At 74.0% G+C, this 22,174-nt stretch carries 18 protein-coding genes; 11 read left to right on the top strand and 7 right to left on the bottom strand.

What is annotated here, in order from left to right; all coding sequences use genetic code 11:
* The first annotated feature begins 5 nt into the window (after nt 1–5).
* The 5 genes from hypB (at nt 6) to hypE (ending at nt 5,818) form a co-directional block, all read left to right on the top strand.
* The gene (gene hypB, locus ACFVHV_RS26965) at nt 6–854 is read left to right on the top strand and encodes a hydrogenase nickel incorporation protein HypB (RefSeq protein ID WP_380354174.1); all 849 of its coding nucleotides are present in this window, start codon (nt 6–8) and stop codon (nt 852–854) included.
* Entirely contained in the window at nt 851–3,205 is a 2,355-nt protein-coding gene (gene hypF / locus ACFVHV_RS26960; protein ID WP_380354171.1) for a carbamoyltransferase HypF, read from the top strand. Before hypB ends, hypF begins: the two co-directional genes overlap by 4 nt.
* 6 nt (nt 3,206–3,211) lie before the next feature.
* On the top strand, nt 3,212–3,526 hold the full coding sequence (locus ACFVHV_RS26955; RefSeq protein WP_359908229.1) for a HypC/HybG/HupF family hydrogenase formation chaperone: 315 nt from the start codon (nt 3,212–3,214) through the stop codon (nt 3,524–3,526).
* The gene (hypD, locus tag ACFVHV_RS26950; RefSeq protein WP_359908226.1) at nt 3,523–4,677 is read left to right on the top strand and encodes a hydrogenase formation protein HypD; all 1,155 of its coding nucleotides are present in this window, start codon (nt 3,523–3,525) and stop codon (nt 4,675–4,677) included. Before ACFVHV_RS26955 ends, hypD begins: the two co-directional genes overlap by 4 nt.
* A gap of 121 nt (nt 4,678–4,798) precedes the next feature.
* A complete protein-coding gene (gene hypE / locus ACFVHV_RS26945) occupies nt 4,799–5,818 on the top strand; it encodes a hydrogenase expression/formation protein HypE (RefSeq protein ID WP_359908271.1) in 1,020 nt (339 codons plus the stop codon).
* A 68-nt stretch (nt 5,819–5,886) separates the two neighbouring features.
* On the opposite strand, the gene ACFVHV_RS26940 is transcribed toward hypE, so the two are convergent.
* Both ACFVHV_RS26940 and ACFVHV_RS26935 read right to left on the bottom strand, forming a co-directional pair.
* Nucleotides 5,887–6,711 carry a hypothetical protein gene (locus tag ACFVHV_RS26940; protein ID WP_380354167.1) on the bottom strand — a complete coding sequence of 275 codons (825 nt, stop codon included), beginning with the start codon at nt 6,709–6,711 and terminating at the stop codon, nt 5,887–5,889.
* Between the two features lie 138 nt (nt 6,712–6,849).
* On the bottom strand, nt 6,850–7,215 hold the full coding sequence (locus ACFVHV_RS26935; RefSeq protein ID WP_380354164.1) for a hypothetical protein: 366 nt from the start codon (nt 7,213–7,215) through the stop codon (nt 6,850–6,852).
* A gap of 506 nt (nt 7,216–7,721) precedes the next feature.
* Between ACFVHV_RS26935 and ACFVHV_RS26930 the strand changes: the two genes are divergently transcribed.
* On the top strand, nt 7,722–8,393 hold the full coding sequence (locus tag ACFVHV_RS26930; protein ID WP_380354162.1) for a hypothetical protein: 672 nt from the start codon (nt 7,722–7,724) through the stop codon (nt 8,391–8,393).
* Between the two features lie 103 nt (nt 8,394–8,496).
* Here ACFVHV_RS26930 and ACFVHV_RS26925 read toward each other — a convergent pair whose 3' ends face one another.
* A complete protein-coding gene (locus tag ACFVHV_RS26925) occupies nt 8,497–9,588 on the bottom strand; it encodes a DUF5937 family protein (protein ID WP_359908215.1) in 1,092 nt (363 codons plus the stop codon).
* 117 nt (nt 9,589–9,705) lie between these two features.
* On the opposite strand from ACFVHV_RS26925, the gene ACFVHV_RS26920 reads away from it, so the two are divergent.
* Complete coding sequence (locus tag ACFVHV_RS26920; RefSeq protein ID WP_359908212.1) at nt 9,706–9,933, top strand: hypothetical protein; 228 nt, start codon at nt 9,706–9,708, stop codon at nt 9,931–9,933.
* 468 nt (nt 9,934–10,401) lie between these two features.
* On the opposite strand, the gene ACFVHV_RS26915 is transcribed toward ACFVHV_RS26920, so the two are convergent.
* Nucleotides 10,402–11,133, bottom strand: coding sequence for a hypothetical protein (locus tag ACFVHV_RS26915; protein ID WP_380354158.1), 732 nt, complete (start codon nt 11,131–11,133; stop codon nt 10,402–10,404).
* A 189-nt stretch (nt 11,134–11,322) separates the two neighbouring features.
* On the opposite strand from ACFVHV_RS26915, the gene ACFVHV_RS26910 reads away from it, so the two are divergent.
* Together ACFVHV_RS26910 and ACFVHV_RS26905 are read left to right on the top strand one after the other, a co-directional pair.
* Nucleotides 11,323–12,489, top strand: coding sequence for an inorganic phosphate transporter (locus ACFVHV_RS26910; protein WP_359908209.1), 1,167 nt, complete (start codon nt 11,323–11,325; stop codon nt 12,487–12,489).
* The gene (locus ACFVHV_RS26905) at nt 12,486–12,731 is read left to right on the top strand and encodes a hypothetical protein (RefSeq protein ID WP_359908206.1); all 246 of its coding nucleotides are present in this window, start codon (nt 12,486–12,488) and stop codon (nt 12,729–12,731) included. Before ACFVHV_RS26910 ends, ACFVHV_RS26905 begins: the two co-directional genes overlap by 4 nt.
* A gap of 71 nt (nt 12,732–12,802) precedes the next feature.
* On the opposite strand, the gene ACFVHV_RS26900 is transcribed toward ACFVHV_RS26905, so the two are convergent.
* The 3 genes from ACFVHV_RS26900 to ACFVHV_RS26890 all read right to left on the bottom strand — a co-directional run bounded on the left by ACFVHV_RS26900 (nt 12,803) and on the right by ACFVHV_RS26890 (nt 17,032).
* The gene (locus tag ACFVHV_RS26900) at nt 12,803–14,002 is read right to left on the bottom strand and encodes a lantibiotic dehydratase C-terminal domain-containing protein (protein ID WP_380354155.1); all 1,200 of its coding nucleotides are present in this window, start codon (nt 14,000–14,002) and stop codon (nt 12,803–12,805) included.
* Nucleotides 13,999–16,173 (bottom strand): lantibiotic dehydratase, encoded by a 2,175-nt coding sequence (locus ACFVHV_RS26895; protein ID WP_380354152.1) that lies wholly within the window; start codon nt 16,171–16,173, stop codon nt 13,999–14,001. The genes ACFVHV_RS26900 and ACFVHV_RS26895 overlap by 4 nt, the downstream gene beginning before the upstream one ends.
* Before the next feature lie 676 nt (nt 16,174–16,849).
* Nucleotides 16,850–17,032: a thiazolylpeptide-type bacteriocin gene (locus tag ACFVHV_RS26890; protein ID WP_359908198.1), complete on the bottom strand. Its 183-nt coding sequence runs from the start codon at nt 17,030–17,032 to the stop codon at nt 16,850–16,852.
* 723 nt (nt 17,033–17,755) lie between these two features.
* On the opposite strand from ACFVHV_RS26890, the gene ACFVHV_RS26885 reads away from it, so the two are divergent.
* Nucleotides 17,756–19,105 carry a hypothetical protein gene (locus ACFVHV_RS26885; RefSeq protein ID WP_359908196.1) on the top strand — a complete coding sequence of 450 codons (1,350 nt, stop codon included), beginning with the start codon at nt 17,756–17,758 and terminating at the stop codon, nt 19,103–19,105.
* A gap of 184 nt (nt 19,106–19,289) precedes the next feature.
* Nucleotides 19,290–22,112 carry a hypothetical protein gene (locus ACFVHV_RS26880; RefSeq protein WP_380354148.1) on the top strand — a complete coding sequence of 941 codons (2,823 nt, stop codon included), beginning with the start codon at nt 19,290–19,292 and terminating at the stop codon, nt 22,110–22,112.
* The last annotated feature ends 62 nt before the right edge of the window (nt 22,113–22,174 follow it).

Below are 22,174 nucleotides of genomic sequence, written 5' to 3'. Positions count from 1 at the left end.
TGCCGATGTGCCGCACGGTCGACCTCCGTCAGGCGGTCCTCGCCCGCAACGACGACAGCGCCCGCCGGCTGCGGGAGGCGCTGGAGGCGCGGGGGACGGTCGCGGTGAACCTGCTGTCCAGCCCGGGCAGCGGAAAGACCGCGCTGCTGGAGGCCGAGCTGGGGCTGGCCCGGCGGCGCGGGGTGGAGGTCGCCGCGCTGACCGCCGACCTCGCCACCGAGAACGACGCCCGCCGGCTGGCCCGCTCGGGCGCCCCGGTGAAGCAGGTGCTCACCGACGGGCTCTGCCACCTGGAGGCGCGGATGCTCGCCGGGCACCTGGACGGCTGGCTGCCGGCCGAGTGCCGGCTGCTGTTCGTGGAGAACGTCGGCAACCTGGTCTGCCCGGCCTCCTACGACCTCGGCGAGACGCTGAGGGTGGTGCTGGCCTCGGTGACCGAGGGGGAGGACAAGCCGCTCAAGTACCCGACGGCCTTCGGGCTGGCCAACCTGGTGCTGGTGACCAAGACGGACCTCGCCGCGGCGGCCGAGTTCGACGAGGCGGCGTTCCTGGCCAACGTCCAGCGGGTCAACCCCGGGGTGACGGTGCTGAACACCTCCGCCCGGACGGGCGAGGGCGTCGGGGCGCTGCTGGACCGGGCGCTGGCCGTGCTGGAGGGAGCCGAGCCGCACCGGCCGGTGATGTCGGCGGCGCCGCACGACCACGGGCACGCGCACGGCGACGGGCACGCGCACGACGACGGGCACGCGCACGACGACGGGGATGAGCGCGGGAACGGGCACGCGCACGACGACGGGCACGAACACGACCACGGGCACCACCACGGCCGCTCCGCCGTGGGGGAGCGCGCGTGACGGCCGGTCACCCCGGGCTCGACCGCGAGCGGCGGCGGGTCGCCGTCCGCGGCCTGGTGCAGGGGGTCGGCTTCCGCCCGTTCGTCCACACGCTGGCCGGTGAACTCGGCCTGGCCGGCACCGTCACCAACACCGGCGAGGGCGTCCTGGCCGAGGTCGAGGGCAGCCCGGACGCCCTGGACGCCTTCTGCCGGCGCGTGGCCGGCGACGCGCCGCCGCTCGCCCAGGTGCACTCGGTGGAACACGCGCCGCTCGCCACCACCGGCGCCACCGGCTTCCGCATCGTCCCGTCCAGCCCCGACGGCCCCCGCACCACCCTGATCCCGCCCGACACCGCCGTCTGCGCCGACTGCCTGGCCGAACTCGCCGACCCGGCCGACCGCCGCCACCGGCACCCCTTCATCAGCTGCACCAACTGCGGCCCCCGGCACACCATCGTCACCGGCCTCCCGTACGACCGGGCCAACACCACCATGGCCGGCTTCCCGATGTGCCCGGACTGCGCCCGGGAGTACACCGACCCCGCCGACCGCCGCTTCCACGCCCAGCCCGTCGCCTGCCACGCCTGCGGGCCCGCACTCGCGCTGACCGTGCCCGGACGCCCCGGACGCCCCGGACTCGCCGGGGAACAGGCCCTCACGGAGGCCCGACGGCTGCTCGCCGAGGGCGCGATCCTCGCCGTCAAGGGCATCGGCGGCTACCACCTCGCCTGCGACGCGCGCGACACCGCGGCCGTCGCCCTGCTGCGCCGGCGCAAGCGGCGCGGCGACAAGCCCTTCGCCGTGATGGCCCGCGACCTCGCCACCGTCGAACGCCTGCTGCCCGTCGACCCGGTCGAGCGGGAGCTGCTCACCGGGCCCGTGCGGCCGATCGTCCTGCTCCGCCGCACGGGCCTGCCGGTGCCCGAGGCGGTGGCCCCGGGCAGCCCCGACCTCGGGGTGATGCTCCCGTACACGCCGCTGCACCACCTGCTGCTCGCCGCCCCCGGGCCGGACCTGCTGGTGATGACCAGCGCCAACCGCTCCGGCGAGCCGATCGTCACCGAGGACCGGGAGGCGCTGGAGCGCCTCGCCCCACTGGTCGACGGCTGGCTCACCCACGACCGGCCGATCCACGTCCCCTGCGAGGACTCCGTGGTGCGGGTGGTGGACGGCGAACAGCTGCCGCTGCGCCGTTCGCGCGGGTACGCGCCGCTCCCGATCCCGCTGCCGGTGCCCGTCCGCCCCGTCCTGGCCGTCGGCGGCGACCTCAAGAACACCTTCGCGCTGGCCCGGGACGGCTACGCCTGGCTGTCCGGCCACATCGGCGACATGGACGACCTGGCCACCCTGCGGGCCTTCGAGCGGGCGGTCGAGCAGCTCGGCACGGTCAGCGGCGTACGGCCGGAACTGCTGGCCGCCGACCGCCACCCCGGCTACCGCTCGCTGCGGCACGCCGAGCGGACCGCCGCCGGCCGGCCGGTGCACCGGGTCCAGCACCACCACGCCCACATCGCCGCGGTGATGGCCGAACACGGCCTGGACGGTGGCCGGCCGGTGCTCGGGGTGGCCTTCGACGGCACCGGCTACGGCGAGGACGGCGCGATCTGGGGCGGCGAGGTGCTGCTGGCGGACTACGACGGGTTCCGCCGTCTCGCCCACCTCCGGTACGTGCCGCTGCCCGGCGGGGACGCGGCCGTCGAGCGCCCCTACCGGACGGCGCTCGCCCACCTGCGCGCGGCCGGGCTGCCCCGGCTGCCGCAGCTGCCGCCGGTCCGGGCCTGCGAGGGCGAGGAACTACGGCTGCTGGAGCGCCAGTTGGAGCGGGGGCTGAACTGTGCGCCGACCTCCAGCATGGGCCGGCTGTTCGACGCGGTCTCCTCGCTCGCCGGGATCTGCCAGCGGGCCGGGTACGAGGCCCAGGCGGCGATCGAACTGGAGGCGGCGGCCTGCGAGTTCGGCCGCGAGGACGGCCCTGTGTGCGGGGCGGCGCAGCGGGCGGGCGGCTACGCGTTCGGCCTGTCGGCGCGGGCGGACGGCTGGATCGCCGACCCCGGGCCGGTGCTGGCCGCGGTGGTGGCCGACGTCACCGCGGGCGCGCCCGCGGGGCTGGTCGCCGCCCGCTTCCACGGCGCGGTGGCCGAGCTGGTCCGGCGGATCTGCGCCGCCGTCCGGGAACGGCACGGCACCACCACCGTGGCGCTCAGCGGCGGGGTCTTCGCCAATGCGCTGCTCTCCTCCGCCTGCGCGAGCGGGCTCGGGGAGGACGGCTTCACCGTACTGCGGCACCGCCGGGTGCCGCCCAACGACGGAGGGCTGGCGCTGGGCCAGCTGATGGTGGCCGCCCGGTCGGCGGCCACCCGGGAGGAGTGAGCGCGGATGTGCCTGGCGGTGCCCGGCAGGGTGACGGAGATCGGGGAGCGGGACGGGACCAGGATGGCGGTGATGGACTTCGGCGGCGTGATCAAGGACGTCTGCCTGGAGTACCTGCCCGACCTGGCGGTGGGGGAGTACGCGATCGTCCACGTGGGCTTCGCGCTGCAGCGCCTGGACGAGGAGTCGGCCCGGCGCACCCTCGCCCTCTTCGAGGAGCTCGGGCTGTTGCAGGAGGAGTTCGGCGACCCGTGGGAGGCCGCCGGGGCGGCGGCGGGTGCGGCCGGAGCGGCGGACATGACCGAGGAGGCCGGACGGTGAAGTACCTGGAGGAGTTCCGCAACCCCGAGCTGGCGGCCGGGCTGCTCGCCGACATCAGGGCGACGGTCACCCGGCCGTGGGCGCTGATGGAGGTCTGCGGCGGCCAGACGCACAGCATCATCCGGCACGCCATCGACCAACTCCTGCCGGACGAGGTCGAGTTGATCCACGGGCCGGGCTGCCCGGTGTGCGTCACCCCGTTGGAGATGATCGACCGGGCACTGGCGATCGCCGCCCGGCCGGGGGTGGTCTTCTGCTCCTTCGGGGACATGCTGCGGGTGCCCGGCACCGACCGGGACCTGTTCCGGGTGCGCGGTGAGGGCGGCGACGTCAGGGTCGTGTACTCACCGCTCGACGCCCTGCGGATCGCCCGGGAGAACCCGGACAAGGAGGTGGTCTTCTTCGGCATCGGCTTCGAGACCACCGCCCCGCCGAACGCCATGGCCGTCCACCTGGCCAGGAAGCAGGGGCTGCGCAACTTCAGCATGCTGGTCTCCCACGTCCGGGTGCCCCCCGCGATCGAGGCGATCATGGACTCGCCGGACTGCCGGGTCCAGGGCTTCCTCGCCGCCGGGCACGTCTGCAGCGTGATGGGCACCGCCGAGTACCCGGCGCTCGCGGAGCGCCACCGGGTGCCGATCGTCGTCACCGGCTTCGAACCCCTGGACATCCTGGAAGGCATCCGGCGCACCGTACGGCAGCTGGAGCGCGGGGAGCACACCGTTGACAACGCCTACCCGCGGGCCGTCCGCCCCGAGGGCAACCCGGCGGCCCGCGCCATGCTGGAGGACGTCTTCGAGGTGGCCGACCGCGCCTGGCGGGGCATCGGGGTGATCCCGCGCAGCGGCTGGCGGCTCTCGCCCCGCTACCGGGACCACGACGCCGAACACCGCTTCGACGTCTCGGGGATCACCACCCGCGAACCCGCCGAGTGCCGCAGCGGCGAGGTGCTGCAGGGCCTGCTGAAGCCCCACCAGTGCGAGGCCTTCGGCACCGTCTGCACACCGCGCACGCCGCTCGGCGCCACGATGGTGTCCAGCGAGGGGGCGTGCGCGGCGTACTACCTGTACCGGCGGCTCGGTGTGCCGGGTGCGACGTCCGTCCGGCTTCAGGACCGTCAGGAGACCCAGGAGGCGAGCCGCGTTGGCTGACACCGAACTGCTCACCGAGGCGCTCGCCGGACCCCCCGCCGAACCGTCCGCCGCACCGGATGCCGAACCGTCCGTCGAACCGGACGCCGGGCGGCCCGACTTCTCCGGCTGGAGCTGCCCGCTGCCGCTGCGCGACCACCCCCGGGTGGTGATGGGCCACGGCGGCGGCGGGGCGCTGTCCGCGGAACTGGTGCAGAACCTCTTCGCGCCGGCCTTCGGCGGCCCGGTGCTCGCCGGGCTCGGCGACTCCGCCGTGCTGGAGCTCGGCGGTGCCCGGCTCGCCTTCTCCACCGACTCCTACGTGGTGCGGCCGCTGTTCTTCCCCGGCGGCTGCATCGGCGACCTCGCCGTCAACGGCACGGTCAACGACCTCGCCATGAGCGGGGCCCGGGCCGCCTACCTGTCCTGCGGCTTCATCCTGGAGGAGGGGGTGGAGATGGCCGTGGTGGACCGGGTCGCCAGGGCGATCGGTGCCGCCGCCCGCACCGCCGGGGTCGAGATCGCCACCGGGGACACCAAGGTGGTCGAGGCCGGGCACGGGGACGGCGTCTACCTGAACACCGCGGGCATCGGGATCGTCCCGGCCGGGGTCGACATCCGCCCGCAGCGCGCCCGGCCCGGCGACGTGGTGATCGTCAGCGGGCCGATCGGGCTGCACGGCGTGGCGATCATGAGCGTCCGGGAGGGACTGGAGTTCGGCGTCGACGTGCGCAGCGACAGCGCGGCGCTCGGCGGCCTGGTCGAGGCCATGCTCGCGGCCACCGCCGACCTGCACGTGCTGCGCGACCCCACCCGGGGCGGCCTGGCGGCGGCGCTCAACGAGATCGCGACCGCAGCCGGGGTGGGCGTCGTGCTCAGCGAGGCCGCCGTCCCCGTCCCGGAGCCGGTGGCCAACGCCTGCGCGGTGCTGGGCCTGGACCCGATGTACATCGCCAACGAGGGCCGGCTCGTCGCCTTCGTCCCGCGCGGCACGGCGGACGCCGTGCTCGCCGCCATGCGCGCCCACCCGCTCGGCGCGGAGGCGGCGGTGATCGGCGAGTGCGTGGACGAGCACCCGGGGATGGTCGTGGCCCGCACGGGCTTCGGTGGCACCCGGGTGGTCGACCTGCCGATGGGCGAGCAGCTGCCGCGGATCTGCTGACGGCGCGCGCTGCCGCCGCCCCGGGAGACGCCTCCCGGGGCGGCGGTCCGTCGTTCCGCCCCGGCCGGTCAGCCCAGGAAGCGGTGCAGTGAATCCGCCAGGGCCTCGACGAAGCCCTCCCGGACCTCCTCGGCTACCAGGTCGAGGGACAGGTACGGGTTGAGGTCCTCCAGCTCGACCAGGAGCAGGCTCCCGTCCGGCGCGCGGCAGGCGTCCACCCGCTGGATCCCGTGGGCGAGCGTGTTCCAGTCGACGAAGCTCCGCGCGAACGCGAGGTCGGCCGCGTTCGGCTCGTACGGCTCCAGCACCCAGCGCCGGGCCGGATCCGGCGCGTGGAGGGCGTACTGGAAGGCGTCGTCCACGAAGTAGAACGAGACCTCGTAGCGGAAGTCGATCCGCGGCTGGACCAGCACCTCGCCCCACGCGTCGAGCCCGTCCAGCTCCTCGCGGGTGAGGAAGCGCAGGCCTATGCTGTCCGCGCCCTCCCTGGGCTTGACCGCGTAGCGGTCGGCGGCGGGCAGCCGGTCGAGGTCCTGCGGCCGGTCGACGGTGGGGATGACGGGGCGGCCCGCCTCGGTCAGGTCCAGCAGGTACCCCTTCCCGGCCATGTCGCCCCGCCCGGTCAGCGGGTTGTAGACCCGCACGCCGTCGGCCAGGGCCCGGTCGCGGAAGCGGGCGTACTCCTCCCGGTAGTGCAGCACCGGACCGCTGTTGCGCACCACGACCGCGTCGAAGCGCCCCATCAGGGCCCGGGCGTCCAGCGGGTGGCACAGGGCCAGGTCGAACCACTCCCGCAGCCGGGAGGTGAGGAAGACGTCCTCGTCGCCGTACCGCCGCCCGCGGGCCGGGTAGGCCAGGTCGGTCACGTACAGCAGGCTGGGCCGGTCGGGCACGGGTGCTCCCTCGGTCGGTGGTGGGGGAGTGAATCTACCGGGCCCGCCCCGGCTCGGCCCCGCGCGTCCATCAGGGCCGTCGCACAGCCGCCCGGCCCACCCCACCCACCGTCCGGACGGCGGCAGGCGCGAGGGAACTCAGGAGGTGGTCTCGGCGGTGCAGGTGCCGAGCTGGTCGCCGGGCTGGATGGTGCCGTCGCCGAACGTCTGGTTCATGACCGTGGCGAACTCGGGCAGGACGCTCATCCGGATGTCGGAGAGCGCGAGGTCGACCCGGGGCGGAACCACGGACTGCACGTCGGGGCTGATCTGGGGCCGGGTGGGGATGTTGTACACGGGGATGCGGGCGCCCGCCGGGTCACTGCTGGTCCGCACGACGAACGTGCTGGCGCCGGAGAGGCTGCCTTCGAGGTTGGAGACCCGCACGTAGTGGCCGGCGGCGTCGGTGAGGGCGATGGTGCCGGCGAGGCCCACGGCGAGGGCGGCGATCGCTTTCGGGGACATGCGTGAAGACTCCTGGTGTTCCGGGTGCTTCCCCCGGGCTCCCAGCCTTCCGGGCCCGGTGGTGCCCGGCAATCCCCGCTGAGCCGAGTAGGGTCATCACCCACGGTCACGGGATCCACCCGGGCATATGGTCGGTAAAGCGTCACGGCGGCAACCACTTGGCTGGAAAAGCCGGAATCACACCCCCGCGGGCGGTTTGGACCGGGAGTCGGAGACACGTCGGTCGCATCGGTCGACAACCCTCAACAGAGCTGTTACACCAGGTGAGTTCAGCGCCTCGGGAGTGCTGCTCGTGTCGAACACTCCTTCCTGCGCGAGGGCAGAGAGGCAGCCATGACCCTTCGTCGTCCGGAAGTTGGAGAATGCGCTCAGTGAATTCACCGGAGAACGCCGCTGCCGGTCCTGGAGCGGGTCGCAGCGAGTCAGTCGCCAGTGCGGTCCAGGGCTCGGTCGAAGCCGTCGACGAAACGCCGGCCGGGGATGAACTCCCCCTGTGGGGACCGGAGTTGCCCCTGACACGGACGGAGGGCCGGCAGGCCGCGGAAGGCGCCGACCTGCCGGACCTCAGAGCGCAGCTGTACGAGGTGGCGGAGGCCTGGAAGGAGGCCGTGCCCGAGGGGCGGAGTACCGCCGGGGATCTGCGAGCGGTTCTTGAGGCCGATGTGGAGGCGCTCCAGGTCCACTGGCAGCACGTCGCCGCGCTCCCCGACGCATCGGAAGCGCCGGCCGCCGACGGGACGGGGCACGTGGGTACGAGGAGCGGAGCGATGGCGGTGAACGCCGCACTCCGCGCCGTCGACCGGCACGCCCTCGCCCTTCGCGCCGTCCCCGAGTGGCAGCAGCTTCGCACCGTTCGTGACGCCGTCTCCCGGGTCTGGGACACGCTCGCCGAGCGGGCCGGCGAGTCCGCGGGCCGTCTCCTCGGCGACCGGCGCGTCGCGGAGTTCCTTCGCAACATGTCGGTCCGCGCGTGCGAGACGATCGCCCGGCTCTCCCGGCTGGCGGCCGACCGCCTCCGTCCCGACCGGGCCGCGCTGCCGAGTGCGGAGGCCCTCCTCGCGCTCGGCAACGCGGCGAGTGCCTACGGCAGGTCCGTACGGCGGCCGGGCGACCCGTCCACGGGAGAGGCGCTGCTCGTCCTCGGCGGTGGACCCCGTCCGGGGGAGCCCTGGGCCTGACGCGCGGGCGGGCGGGTGGTGGCGGTACGGGCTGCCGGGCCGATCCGCCCGTCGCGGCGGCCCGCCCCCCGCCCCCGCCTGGCGTCCGGCCGCCCGGCCGTCCTCACCGCAGCACGGATTCCAGGAAGTCGCTGCCGAGCCGGGCCACGACCGAGATGTCGAGCTGGTGGAGGACGTAGCGGCCCCGGCGCCGGGTGATGACCAGCCCGGCCTTCTTCAGCACGGTGAGATGGCGGGAGACCTCCGGGGCGGTGATGCCGTAGGCGTCGGCCAGCTCGCTGGTCGAGTACGCGCCGCGCGCGAGGTTGCGGCACAGGCTCATCCGCAGGGGGTGGGTCAGCGCGTCCAGGCGCAGCTTGACCGTCTCCACCGGCTCGGCGCCGCCGACCTCGTGGGCGGCCGCCGGGTACTGGATCACGGGCTGCCAGCCCGGCCCGTACAGGGTGAAGAGGTGCGGCCAGCCGAAGACGGTCGGTATCAGGGTGAGGGAGGCGCCGCGGGCCTCGGTGCGGCCGTGGACGAGCTTGTCGACGACGATGCGGCTGCCGTGCTCGTCCTCCTCCAGGCTCAACGCCGGTGACGCGGCCGTGAGCGCCTCCGCCAGGCCCTTGCGGCGCAGCAGCTCGGTCTTGTGCTGGGCGTCGGCGGCGAGCTGGACGCGGACCCGGCGCCAGGTGTCGGCGAAGAACGCCTGGTCGCAGTCCTCCAGGAGGCGCCGGATCCACGCGCGCGTGGCGGTGGGTTCGGCGAGCATCCGCTCGACGAAGGCCGCCTGGCGCGGGCCGCGCGCCGCCGCCAGGTCGAGCGCGCGGCGCCGCGACCACGCGTCGACCAGGGGTGACGGCAGGCCCTTGGGGTAGTGGCTGATGCTGCACGAGATCTCCAGCGCCGCGCCGACGAACTTCTCGTCCTCCATGCGGTCGAGGTCGTCCAGTTCCTCGGTGAGGGTCTCCCGGGGCCGGGCCGGCATCAGGAAGTCGGAGCGCGTCGACCGCCACATGAAGTCGGCTTCGAGCAGCCGGTCGGCCAGTTCCGGCTTGAGCGCGGCGGCGGTCGTCGTCGTCCACGCGTGCAGCCGGGAGTGGTGAGCGGGCTCGGCCAGCGCGTGCAGCGCGTTGCTCAGTTCGGCCAGGGGCGAGGGGCAGAAGGTGATCCGCTCGTGCGGCAGTCCGGTGATGTCAATGGTCACGCTCACCCCTCCATGGTGCCTGGCCGCCTCGGCGCCGGGTCGGGCGGGGGGAGCCGGGCCGTCATTTGACGGGGGCCGTCAATCGACGGGACTTGTGGGGCCGCCGGGGTGCACGGTGGGCGCATGAACGCACTGCAGCAGCACCTCTTCGACAGCTACCGGGCCGCCCAGCACGCCGAGCCGGCCCCGCCGGCCCCCGGTGCCCACGATGTCGCGGTGCTCCGTGCGGTCCGTGATCACCGCCGCTTCGAGGCCGTCCTCGCCGGCCGCCCGACCACCGGCCGCCTCCGCCTGGCCCTCCGCGCGGCCCTCCTCCGCCGCCGGCGGCGGGCCGGGGTGTGCCGGCCGTAGGGGTGGTCCTGCCGGGGCGGCGCCCCGGGAACGCGAGAGGACCCGGGAGCGTAGCCAGCTCCCGGGCCCCTGTTTGCCGCCCAATTGCGCACACCGGCACGTTTAAGGGTCGCGGATCAGGTTGAAATCGACGCGTTCTACCTTTGAACTACCGTGCCACGGAGCGGCACAGACAGGACTTGAACCTGCATTCGTCGATATTCGTCCGCACCCGGTCGATCCGGTGTTCGGCGGCGAATGCTGAGACTGGAGCGAGAGTCTGAGATTCAAGGGGTCTGCCTCTGCCTGCTTGGGCTACCCCGGCCGGTGGTGCCGGGGGGAGGACTCGAACCTCCACTGGGACCTCTGGTCAGCTTCAACGTCAGTGTCAGCTTTTCGCACCGTGCAGCGCACCCGCCCGGTCTCCCGGACAGGGTGTTCGACGCGCTCGGTGCACCCGCCCGGCTCCCCGGGCGGGCGATCATGGGGCTACCGGAAGAGGTAGCCGAAGACGGCGTCGCCGACCCGCTGGTCGGTGACCTCGACCGCGTTGGCCTCCTCACGGGCGAACTTGACTGCCTGCTGGAGCTTCTCCACCCGCTCGGCGAGCTCGTTCACCCGGCGGGCCGGCAGCGCGCCGGAGAACTTGACCGTGGTCCAGTAGCCGACCGCGATGTCCTCGTAGTAGACCTCGACCTGGGCCGGGTGCTTCTCGGTGGCCTCGGCCTTGACGTGGTTGCGCGGCACCTTCTTGGTCCGGATGGTGCGCACCGGCTCGGTCTTCCAGGCGTCGGTGGACGGGTCGAGGTTCCAGGACTCGGAGGCGTCCAGCACCGGGAGCTTCTTCACGAAGGTGAACAGGTCGGTGAGCTGCTTCTCCAGGAAGAGCAGGTACGGCACCGGCACCCGGGCGAGGAGCACCTGGCCGTCGACCACCACGTCGGCGCTGGCACCGATGTTGGCCCAGTCCTTGGTGGCCGTCACGTCGAAGAGCCGGGTGAGGGTCTGTGCGGTGGTCCGCAGGATGTCCTCGGCCTTCAGCTGCACACGGGTCGACTCCGGCGGCAGCTGCTCGCCCTCCTCGTCCTTGGGCTGGTAGGTGCGGGAGATCCCGGCCAGCAGCGCGGGCTTCTGCAGGTCCTGGTGGGCCTGCGTCAGCTCCTGGAAGGACTTGGACTTGACGCCCTTTTCAACGGCGATGATCTGGTTCAGCTTTGCCACGTCCGGGACGCTACCAGTCCCAAAGTGGTCGGCGACACTCAATTATTGACCGAGTAGTGGTTCTGTCCTGTGCGCTCCGCTCCGGCTCCACGGCGTGCTGGTCCGATCGGATGGTGTCCTCCACCGCCCGGCCCCGTACGGGTGGCGGGGGACCGGGGCGGCGGCGGTCGGCGGGTTAGGTTCGGACGCGTGACCGGCAATGACGTGGTTCTGGCGCTGGTGGTGGTCACCGCGCTCGGTTTCGACTTCACCAACGGGTTTCACGACACCGGCAACGCCATGGCGACTTCGATCGTCACCGGCGCCCTCCCGCCGCGTGTCGCGGTCGGCGTCTCGGCGGTGCTGAACCTGGTGGGCGCCTTCCTGTCGACCGCGGTCGCCGCGACGATCGCCAGCGGTCTGGTGCAGAGCCAGGACGTGACGCTGACCGTGGTCATGGCGGGCCTGACGGGCAGCATCCTGTGGAACCTGACGACCTGGTACGTCGGGATCCCGTCGAGTTCCTCGCACGCGCTGATCGGCGGCGTGGTCGGGGCGACCATGGCGGCGGCCGGGGCCTCCGCCGTCAAGTGGCAGGGCCTGGTCGCCAAGGTGATCGTGCCGGCCGCCCTGTCGCCGTTCATCGCGGGCTCGGTCGCCGCACTCGGCACCTACCTCGTCTACCGCGTCACCCGCGACGTCTCCGAGGGCCCGCGCACGCGGGGCTTCCGGAGCGGTCAGGTCGGGTCGGCCTGCATGGTCTCGCTCGCCCACGGCACCAACGACGCCCAGAAGACCATGGGCGTCATCACGCTGGCCCTGATCGCCAGCGGCACCCTGAGCGCCGGGGCGAAGGCGCCGGACTGGGTGATCGCCTCCTGCGCCACGGCCATCGCGCTGGGCACCTACATCGGCGGCTGGCGGGTCATCAGGGCGCTGGGCAAGGGGCTGGTGGAGATCGAACCGCCGCAGGGGATGGCCAGTGAGTCGGCCTCGGCCGCGGTCATCCTCTCCTCCACGGACTTCGGCTACTCGCTCTCCACCACCCACGTCGCCACCGGGTCGATCCTCGGATCGGGAGTCGGCAAGAAGGGCGCGGTCGTACGGTGGAACATCGCCCGCCGCATGGTGGTGGCCTGGGTGCTCACCCTCCCGGCGGCGGCACTGGTCGGGGCGCTCGCCTACTGGGTCGCCGACGGGATCGGCGGCACCGGGGGCGTCGTGACCATCTTCGCCGTTCTGGTGCTGGCCTCGATCGCCTTCTTCGTCGCGTCCCGCCACCCGGCGGTCACCCCGGCGAACGTCAACGCCGCGTGGACCGGGTCGGTCATCCCGGACCCGGAGCCCGTTCCCGCCACCGACGAGGTGGCCCCGTGAACTCCTGGATCGATCTGGACGCGCTCTGGAAGATCGTCGTGGTCGGATTCCTCGCCGGCGCCGGTCTGCCCGCACTGTTCGCCATCGGCGTGCGCGCCCTCTACCCACCGGTCGGGATCGACGGGGCCGGGGTCTCCCGCCGCGCCGCCGGGGCGCTCGGCTGGACCGTTGCCGTGGTGTGCTTCGCGGTGGTCCTCGCCGCGATCGGCTGGGGCATCTTCATCATCGTCAACCACAGCTGAGTGCGGAGGCGGTGGTAGCCGCGGTGGCGCGCCGGCGGGGCGCGGGCGGCGACTGCGAGGTCGAGGGGCCGTCACGCCGGTCCCTCGACCATGGCGATCACCCGGGCGATGTAGTCCCGCCACCGGTGTCCGGTGAGTTCGGGGACGCTGCGCACGAGGAGGTGGGCGGCCAGGTAGCGCTCCACCGGCCGGACGTCGCAGATCGCGAAGAGCCGGTACAGGGCGTTGGTGCCGGTCCGGTAGATCAGGTAGTGGGTGCGGTCGAACAGCGTGCCGTCGGGGTCGCTGCGGGTCAGCATCCGGTGGAACTCGCTGTAGCGGGTGCGCAGTTCGAAGTCCCAGCGTTCGGCGGTGGCCGGGTCGCCGAGGGCGGTCGCGCGGGCCCGGTACTCCTCGCCGCGGCCGGAGAGGTCGGCCCCGGCCGCCAGCAGCCGCTCGGCCCGGTCCCAGGCCGTGGCCGACCAGCGCGCCCAGTCCTGCTCCCAGCCCCGGGTGTCCCCGGCCGCCACCCGGCGGACCAGCTCCGTGGCGGCGGGGCCGCTGCGCTCCCAGCGCTGATCGAAGGCCGCTCGGACCCGGCCGTCCGGGTCCTCGTGGACGAGGAAGTCCTCCAGATGGGAGAGGAAGGAGTAGTGCCCGCCGATCAGTCCGTCCGGATGGGTGCTCGCGTGCGCCGCCAGTGCCGTCAGCACCAGGCGCACCCGGGCCTGCGCGGTGTCGCCGTGCTCCCCGAGGAACGCGCAGGCCGAGGTGATCGCGGGCAGCCCGGCGCGCATCAACTCGTCGCGCAGCGCGGCGGGTTCGGCCCCGAGAAGCGCGTGCAGATCGGCCGTCGCGGCCGGGTCGACGGGCGCCACCCGGACGGTGTTGTCCGGCACCAGGGGGCCGTACGGCGGGGCGATCAGCTCGGCCCGCCCGGCGACGGCGGCCTCGGCGAGCAGCTGTTCCCACGTGCGGTCGGCGACGGACGGGTGCGCGGCCGCCCACGTCCGCAGCGCCCGGGCGGACTCCTCCGCCACGGCGGCCACCCGATCGGCCGGCCCCTCCAGTCGCAGCCGCAGGTGCGGCCCGAACCGCCAGTGCCGTTCGACGTGGGCGCGCAGCCCCTGCTCCGTCGCCCGGCGCGCGAGCGGCAGGACGGCCTCGCGCAGGGCGCGCGCCTTGACGGGCTGGTAGTGGTAGAGGATCACGTCGAGGGCGGTCCCGGGCGCGGGGCGGCCGGCCGGACCGCTCATCGGCTCACCCGTCGGCTCGGTCGTCGGCTCGCTCATCGGGCGACTCCTCGGTGCGGCACCGGTACCGGCGGTGCGGGCAGGGGGCGGGCAGCTGGCCGCGCCGGGCGGTAGGTCTCCAGGACGAGTTCGACCGTCCGCGCCGGTTCCGACTGCCCGCCGACGAGGGGCAGGGCCTCCTCCAGCAGGGCGCCGTGCGGGTGGCGGGCGAGCCACCGGCCCAGGTGCCGGAGGTGGAGCGGGTTGCCGAGGTCGACGGGCTGGGGCTTGGGTGCTCGGAGCCGGTCGAGGAAGCTGTCGACGGCCGGAGCGTCCTCGGCGGGCCCGGTCACGGGGTGGAGGAAGAGCTGCTCGGGCAGGCCGAGGCGGGCACGCCATCGGGCGACGGCGGCGGCGGGGACGCCGTCCGGGCCGGGATCGGCGGCGAGGTCGGCGCGCAGGGCGTCGAGGACCCCGGCCGGGAGGTGCCAGCGGCGGCGGGCGAGGACGACATGCCGGTGGCGCAGCCGCGGTGTGCGGGTGACCGTGCCGCCTGGGGCGGGCAGCGTCGTGCGGGGCAGCAGTGACGGGAAGGCGACGATGCCGGTCGGGTGGTCGGCGAGGAGGGGCGCCAGCCGCTGCGGCAGCATGATCGGGGAGAGGAAGCCCAGGTAGAGGACGTCGAGGTGCTCGCCGGTGGAGCGCAGCCGGAACCGGAGCTGGTCGCCGGCGACGTCGTGCACGAGGTCGAGGTCGGCCTCGGCGAGGGCGGTCCACCGGCGGTCGGGCCCGATGTCCTCGGCGAGCAGGAGCGGGTGCAGGTTGGCGTTGAAGCCGCCCACCGGGCGGATCTGGGCGGCGCGCGCGTCCTCGCCGAGCCCGGCGCGGATCTGCCGGGCGACCTCGGCGGCGGCCTGCGGCGCGGTGGCGTCGAGGAACCGGCTGGTGAAGCGACCCCAGCCGCAGTAGACGTGGTTGACGCACAACAGGCCCTCGGACGGCTCGCGTTGGACGAACCAGGAGTAGCTGAGCGGCCGGCCCGCCGTCCAGGCGGGCAGTCGGGCGGCCAGGGCGCGCAGCCGGTCGGCCGGCAGCACGACCTCCCCGTCCGCCTCGGGCAGGTCGAGGAACTCCCGCCGCAGGGAGGCGATGTCGTCGGGGACCGGGACGTCGGCCCAGGCGTTGTCGATGGCGGCGCCGAACTCCCACGGAGTGGAGCAGACGCCGCCGGCGCCGTAGCGGGCGACGAAGCGGTCCCGGGCGGTCCTGCGGGTTAGATGGCCCTGGTCGAACAGCTCGGCCAGCGCCGTGAGTTCGGCGAGCACGGCCCGCTCGGCGGCGCCCGGTCGGGACTGCGGCGGGGCGGGCGCGTGGACGTCCTCGCTGAGCACGTCGAACGGCGTGGTCCGGTCGGGCAGGGGGCGGCCGGCGTCGGCGAGGACCCGGCGCCAGTCGGCCTTCAGGCCGGCGAGCAGGCCCGGTCGGCGTTCGGCCGGCGCGGACGCGTACCCGGCCGTGTCGTCGGCGAGTCCGCGGATCCTGCGGGCCAGCCCGGCGTCCTCGGGCCAGGCCCGGAGCCAAGCGGCGAGCTGTTCCAGCGGATCGGGGCTCTGCGGGTCGACGGGTTCGGTGGGCACCAGGAGCCCGGCGGCGAGGAGCTGTTCGACGAAGCGCCGTACCGCCGGGTCCTCGCCGGGGCGTCCGAGGGCCTCGGCGAGCCGCGCGGCGAGCCGCTCCGGCGGGTCGGGGGTCGCGGCCAGGGAGGCGAGCAGCGCAAGCTCCGGCCGGGCGCCGACCTCGACCTCCTCCTCGCGCGCGGCGAGGTAGCGCCCCCCGACGAACTCCACCCGGGTGCGCCGGTAGTGGGCCCGTCCGGCGTGGACGCGGGCGGCGCTGGTCATCCGGTGCGGCAGGCTCCGGCCGCGCCGGGGTTCGTCGAGCAGGGCCTGGACCAGCGCCCCGACCAGGGTCCGGTTCGCGCGGACGACCGCGCGCGGGGCCGTCCCCGCATCGGCCGGGCGCGGGCCGTCCGAGGCCCAGCCGACCGCGGTGAACCAGGACAGGGGGCTGGTCTTGCCGGTCGCCCGCAGGGCGTGGCGCAGCACCTTGGCCTCCTCCTTGTGGGCCCGGCCGCCCCGCCCGGCGCTCACGTCCGAGGCGGTGACCACCGCGCGCAGCAGGTCGGCGCTGCCCAGGGCGACGGCGCGCCGGAACGCGGGCTCCCGGCACACCGCGGCGAGTGCGGCCCGTTCCGCCGCGAGCGCCGGCGGTACGGCCCGGGCCAGCTCGGCCAGCAGCCGGGCGTGCCGCTCCCGCAGCTCCAGCCACCGCGCGAGCCGGGGGGAGCCGGGCGGGCAGGTCGCCCAGCCGGGCGAGCTGTGCGGCGCGGGGCGTGCGGCCGTTGTGGAGGTCCCTGCGCAGGGGCAGGACGATCCGCCGGTGGAACTCCTCGTCGTGTCCGGCCCGGCTGGCGTACAGGTCGTCGCCGAGCGCGGGGCGCAGGGCGGCGTCGGCGGCCTCCGTGGCGGTGAGCCGCGCCAGCAGGTCCCGGGCGAGGGCGGAGGGGGAGGACTGCGCGGCCCGGGCGAGCACGGCGGCGCGCACCAGCGCGTAGGCCGCGGTGGACGCCGAAGTGGACGCCACTGTGGACGTGGCGGCGCGGACGGGCGGCGCGGGCGCGGGCGCCGGTGCGGCCGGGGACGGGGCCCGGGACGGGGCAGGGTCGGGCACGGCGGGCGACCTCCGAAGGGCGGGTGGGACGGCGGGGGAACCCGGCGGGTTCGCAGTGGAACGCGCCGGGTTCCGTGGTGCTTCGGCGCCGCTCAGCAGGGCTTGCTACAGCTCAGCAGGGCTCAGCAGGGCTCGGCAGGGCTCGGCGCCGTTCAGGACGCCCGGCAGCGCGGAGCGTCAGAACCACGTCGTCGTGGGGTGCACGATGCTGGAGTTGGAGGAGGAGTTGCAGGAGGTGGAGTTGGTGGACGCGCCGCCCTCCGGCAGCGCGATGCTGTCGCGCAGCGCGGTGACGGTCAGTTCGCCCAGGTCGAGGTCGAGGTCGTCGAGCGCGAGGACGTCCTGCAGGTGGTCGGACATGGAGGTCTCCCGAGGAGTGTCGAAGGGGTCGGCCCGGTGGATCGCCGGACCGGGTCCGTGCCGGAACGTGGGCCGGAAGCCCGACGACGACTCTTGGCAGGAACACGATCCCCGGGAGCCGCCGTCCTCCGGCAGCGCGACGGTGCCGCGCGCAGTGCGACGGTGTCGCGCAGAGGTGCCACATGCGTGCCTGAGCGCACACGCGTGCTCAGGCCCGCTCCGCCGAGAGGGCGCTCCGGTCACATTGGCCGGTAATCCGCTGCGGCCCGCGGCGCCGGCCGCACCCCGCCGGGCCACCGCGGTGCCCGGTTCGCCCCATGCGTACGCCCCCGAAAGCTCGCCGGGTCCGGCCGGCGCGCCGTCCGCGGTGCGGTGCGGCGGGGGAACGGTTCGTCCCCGTTCCCGTGAAGAGGGCAGCTCCACGCCCCCTGCGACTGCCGACGGGTCCTTCACCCGGCCTTCACGCCGCCTGCCCCGCCCACTCCGCCCGTCGTGCCCGCGCCCCGGCGGGGGAGAGACCGGAGCGCGACCATCGGGATCCGGCCAGGGCAGGGCTTCCGGGCGCTCCGTTCGGGTGGTGGGCCGGCCGAGGGCGCCCGCGTCCGGCCCGTCGCGGCGGGCCTCGGCGCCGCGGTGCACGAGGATGGCCGCTCCGAGGAGTGCCGGGGAGCACCGGGAAGTCCCGGAGTGCCCCAGGCCGTGCGGCGAACGAGGTGCCGACCCATGATGACCGACGTTTTCAGCCGGTTCCAGTCGCTCCAGGACCCCGGCCTCAAACTCCTCCGGAGCGACCGCAGCGCCGACACCGATCTGCTGCTCCCGCTGGTGCTGCACCGCGACCGCGGGATCGACGTGCCGGGGCGCCGGGTCCTGGACGCCACCCGACCGGACGGCCTCAACGTCCGGATGCTCCAGTACACGGACGTCGCCGGCGGCCTGGCGGACGAGCACGGGACCGTCCTCGTCGCGGAGCGGGACCAGGCCACGCAGCTGTTCCTGATGTGGGTGTCCAGGACCGCGGCGCTTCACCTGAAGGCCGAGGCCACCCAGAACGTCAACGTCCACTTCCTCTTCCACCCCCCGACCGACCGGGACTGCTACGCCGACACCACCTACTGGACGGGCACCTGCGGCATCGACGGCAAGGACCGCGGCTGCGTCACCGCCGGACTCAAGGGCCAGCAGCCCTACGTCAAACTCGGCGAGCGCTACCTGTGCACGGACTTCCGGGCGGTCGCCCAGCACCTGCTGGCCTCGGACCGGTTCGAGCCGAACGTCCTCTACGTCGTCCCGGTGGCATCCGTCGCAGGAGGCAACTTCGACGACCTGCTGACGGAGCAGGGCCTGACCCGGGCGGTCCAGGAGGTGCTCCTCTTCGCCACCGGGATGATCACGGGCCGCCCCGTCCAGGACGGCTACCCCGAGTTCGGGCAGGTGATGCTCTCCGGCTACAGCCACAGCGGCGACCGCGTCGAGAAGCTGATCAGGACGGTGACGGACACGCCGTTCTTCCGCCGCCACCTGTCCCAGATCAACCTCTTCGACCCGAACCTCGTCGTGGGGGACGCGAAGGCCCGTCTGGAGCGCTTCCAGGCACTGCTGGAGAGGGCGTCGTTCTGGAAAAGCCGGGTCAACCGCGACGCCCGCGTCTTCGTCTACACCTCCTACGACGACCATCAGCGGGCGCTGCTCGGCAGCGGCCTGGGGCTGCAGAGCCCCACCACCGTCAACCTGGACACCGTGGAGTGGGAGGGCGGCCCGTCCGCGAAGGCCGCCCTGCGCAGGACACCGGGCGCGCACCCCAGGGGCACCGGCGTCGAGGCGTACAACCACGACCGCAGTGTGGGGGTGGTCCACCTGCCGCCGTCCTTCTTCCGGCACTGGCTGGAGCCCCCGCTGGACAACCCGGCCGGCTGGGACCAGAGCGCCCGGGACAACGGCCACGGCCACGGCTGGTTCCTGCGCACCCTGCTGTCCCACGCCCTGTCCAACGCCACGCCCGAGTGGTTCGGAGAGCAGCGCCGCTTCAAGGCGGCGGGGCCGGTGGTCCAGCCCAGGCCCACGCGGAACTGAGCCCGCCGGTACGGGCGGGTCCGCCGGTGCGGTGGCGTTCCCCGCGCCGGCGGCAGGCGCCACAGGACGTGCATCGTTCGAACGAACGTGTGCATCCTTCGGGCGGCACGCCCGCGGCCGTGGTGAGCGAGCCGGACCGCGGTGGGACACCAAGGGGACCCTCCCCGCCCTCCAGGAGTCCGCCATGGCATTCGCCGTCACCTTCCTCGGCACGGCCCCCATCCCCACGGCGGGGTCCGGAACCGCCTTCAAGCTCTGGTCGTACCGCGTCGACGGCACGGGCGCCGACATCCCCGCCGGCCTGCGGGTGGCCCTCGCCCTGCCGGACGGCGTCAGTGTGCAAGACCCCAGCGCCTACCCGGACGTCACCGCGCTGGACGGCACGTTCCTGTGGCGCGACCCGGTCACCGGGCTCAACTTCGCCGGGCGCACCGCGACCTCGCCGACCACGGTGACGATCACCTTCGTCGCGCCGGCCCGCACCGCCACCGCGTCGGTGCGCCTGTTCAAGTCCCCGAGCGGCGCGCCGTGGAGCGCGGTCGTGTTCACCGTCGCCGGCAGCGGCGCGGCCGCCGACGGGCAGACCATGGTCCTGCCCGCCCGCGGCGTCCCGACGTTCACCGGGCGCCCGGTCACCGACTTCGAAGGGGCCCTCCCGTACGCCACCGAGGTCTTCGGCGTCTACCAGCCCCTGCTCGGATGGCTCGGCTCGCAGGCCGGCACCGCGGCCGCCGCCGTGCACCCCGGATCCCGGTTCGCGGCGCTCGCCTCCGAAAGCTTCCGCGGCGACAACGCCCGGGTGCTGCGCGACCCGGCCCTGGCCGCGCTGGCCGAGTACTACCGCACCCCGTCCACGCTCGACCCGGCGTCCGCCACCGGCGCGCCGCCCGACTACGTCGCCGGCCTCGCCGCCGCGTCGGCCTCCGGCACGGCCCCGCTCACGCCCGTCGGGCTGGTGAACCTCTTCCGCCAGTACTTCTTCGAGTTCGACACCTTCCTCGGCGCGCCGTCCGGGCACATCTGGGTGAGCCCCGGCGGAACCGTCGAGGTCGTCGAGACCAGCACCCGGCGCACCCTGGTCGAGAAGACGACCACGGTCGCGGAGGAGACCACCCGCAAGACCGAGGAGAGTCAGACCGACCAGGACGACGTGGCCGACGCCGTCAAGGAGGACAACTCCACCGACACCAAGCTCGGCGTGAGCGCCACCGGCGGAGTGAACGCCACGATCTACCACGCCGACGTCAGCGCCAGCTTCGCCACCCAGAACACCGTCAAGCGGGGGGCGGAGGAGACCCACAAGCACACCCGTACGCAGACCTCCAAGGTCAACACGGAGATCAGGCGCAACTTCAAGACGACCTTCAAGACGGTGACCGAGACCACCGACACCTCCAGCCGCCGCTACGTGCTGCAGAACGCCAGCACCACCGACCTGGTCAACTACGAGTTCCGGCGCAAGATGCGCAAGGTCGGCGTGCAACTGCAGCACATCGGCACCCGACTGTGCTGGCAGGTCTACCTCCCCGACCCGGGCCGGGACCTGGGGCTCGGCGACATGGTCCACGTCGTCGACGCGCCCGACCTCACGGCGATCCCCAAGCCCGCGGACATTCCCGACCTCGACGACAAACAGGTGCCCTTCCACTTCGAGGTGCCGTTCCTGCACGACCAGGGCCCGGACGACGACGCCAAGCTGACCTACCTGCCGGAGAGCGGCAACGCCTGCCGCGGCATCAACAGCAGCACCACCGGACACGACGACATCGTCCAGTTCTGCTTCGACTTCCCGCTCCCGCCCGCCCCACCGGGCTACCGCCTGACCGGGGTCGCCTCGATCGACCGCCACGGCGCCCAGGCCGACTTCGCCCCGCTCGACTCGACCGACCTGGTACCCGACCCCGATCCGGTCAAGAACACGCTCAAGATCCGCCTCGTCTACGCCAACTGGCAGGGCCGCAAGTCCATGCCGTTCGACGCCGTACTGACCTACACGCCCACCGACGCCGCCAAGGCCGACCTCCAGAAGCGGCGGGACGCCGCGCAGGCCGAGTACCAGGCGGCGGTCGACCGGCTGGAGCACGAGGCCTACGGCAAGGCGGTGCGCGAACGGCTGCGCCTGGTCAGCGCGTTGACCCCACGCCGGCCGGAGGTGCTGCGCAGCGAGGAACGGCGCGTGGTGTTCCGCGACATCCTGCGGCGCCTGGAGAACAACGGTCACTACCCCCAGGACCCGGACCACCCCCCGTTCGCGGAGTCGGAGCAGATCAACCAGCTCTTCGACGTCGAGGAGATGCTCTACTTCGTCGCCCCGGACTTCTGGCGGCCCGGCCCGGTGGCCCCGCCCGCCCCCGACCGGAACAGCGCCGGCCGCTACCCGCTGCCGCCCGAGAAGCAGCCGCCCCTCCCCGCCGGCACCGTCGAACTGCCGCTCGCCGGGCAGACGGTGGCCGGCTGGTACTCCCGCGCGGACGAGTACCGCACCTCGGGCGCGGCGGGCGCGCCCGCCCCCGAATGGCGGGTCGACTACCTCATCACCGAGGAGACCCAGCCGGCGCCGCTCGGCAGCTCGCTGGGCTGGCTGATCCAGATCGACGGCGACGAGCGCCGCAACGAGTTCCTCAACGCCGCCTGGGCCAAGGCCGTCATGCCCGTCAGGTCCGGACAGGAGGTCGCCGCGCTCGCCTGGCTCCTGGGCGTCGAAGGCGTGGCGGGGCTCGGCCTGCCCTACCCCGTCCAGGCCGGCGACCCGCCGGAGTACCAGAACAAGACGTACGGCGACGTCCTGCAGCTCCTCGCGGCCAAGCTCCAGGCCGCCAACACAGCGGTGGACAACACGCTGGCCTCGGAGAAGGTCTTCGAGACGGGGTTCGACCCGCTGGAGGGCGGGTTCCGCCGGCCGGACGACCCGTACCAGATCTTCGACCAGTGGATCGAGGTCATGCCCACCGACCAGGTGGCGGCCGCCGCGGTCCGCTACGACCCCCGCACCGGGCAGCAGTTGTGAGCGCGACGCGCGGCGGCTGACGGGACGGCCGGCCCCCGGCGCCGGCACCCGCAGCTCGATCC

The sequence above is a fragment of the Kitasatospora sp. NPDC127116 genome (genome assembly GCF_042677365.1).
Lineage (GTDB): Bacteria > Actinomycetota > Actinomycetes > Streptomycetales > Streptomycetaceae > Kitasatospora > Kitasatospora lactacystinica.
This window is presented reverse-complemented; position numbering and strand designations above follow the sequence as displayed.

Coding starts and splice junctions, on each gene's coding strand:
- ACFVHV_RS26935 (WP_380354164.1), bottom strand. CDS start 7,215: ATGTCCCCGAAAGCGATCGCCGCCCTCGCCGTGGGCCTCGCCGGCACC.
- ACFVHV_RS26885 (WP_359908196.1), top strand. CDS start 17,756: ATGATGACCGACGTTTTCAGCCGGTTCCAGTCGCTCCAGGACCCCGGC.
- hypB (WP_380354174.1), top strand. CDS start 6: ATGTGCCGCACGGTCGACCTCCGTCAGGCGGTCCTCGCCCGCAACGAC.
- ACFVHV_RS26890 (WP_359908198.1), bottom strand. CDS start 17,032: ATGTCCGACCACCTGCAGGACGTCCTCGCGCTCGACGACCTCGACCTC.
- ACFVHV_RS26955 (WP_359908229.1), top strand. CDS start 3,212: ATGTGCCTGGCGGTGCCCGGCAGGGTGACGGAGATCGGGGAGCGGGAC.
- ACFVHV_RS26920 (WP_359908212.1), top strand. CDS start 9,706: ATGAACGCACTGCAGCAGCACCTCTTCGACAGCTACCGGGCCGCCCAG.
- ACFVHV_RS26900 (WP_380354155.1), bottom strand. CDS start 14,002: ATGAGCGAGCCGACGACCGAGCCGACGGGTGAGCCGATGAGCGGTCCG.
- ACFVHV_RS26880 (WP_380354148.1), top strand. CDS start 19,290: ATGGCATTCGCCGTCACCTTCCTCGGCACGGCCCCCATCCCCACGGCG.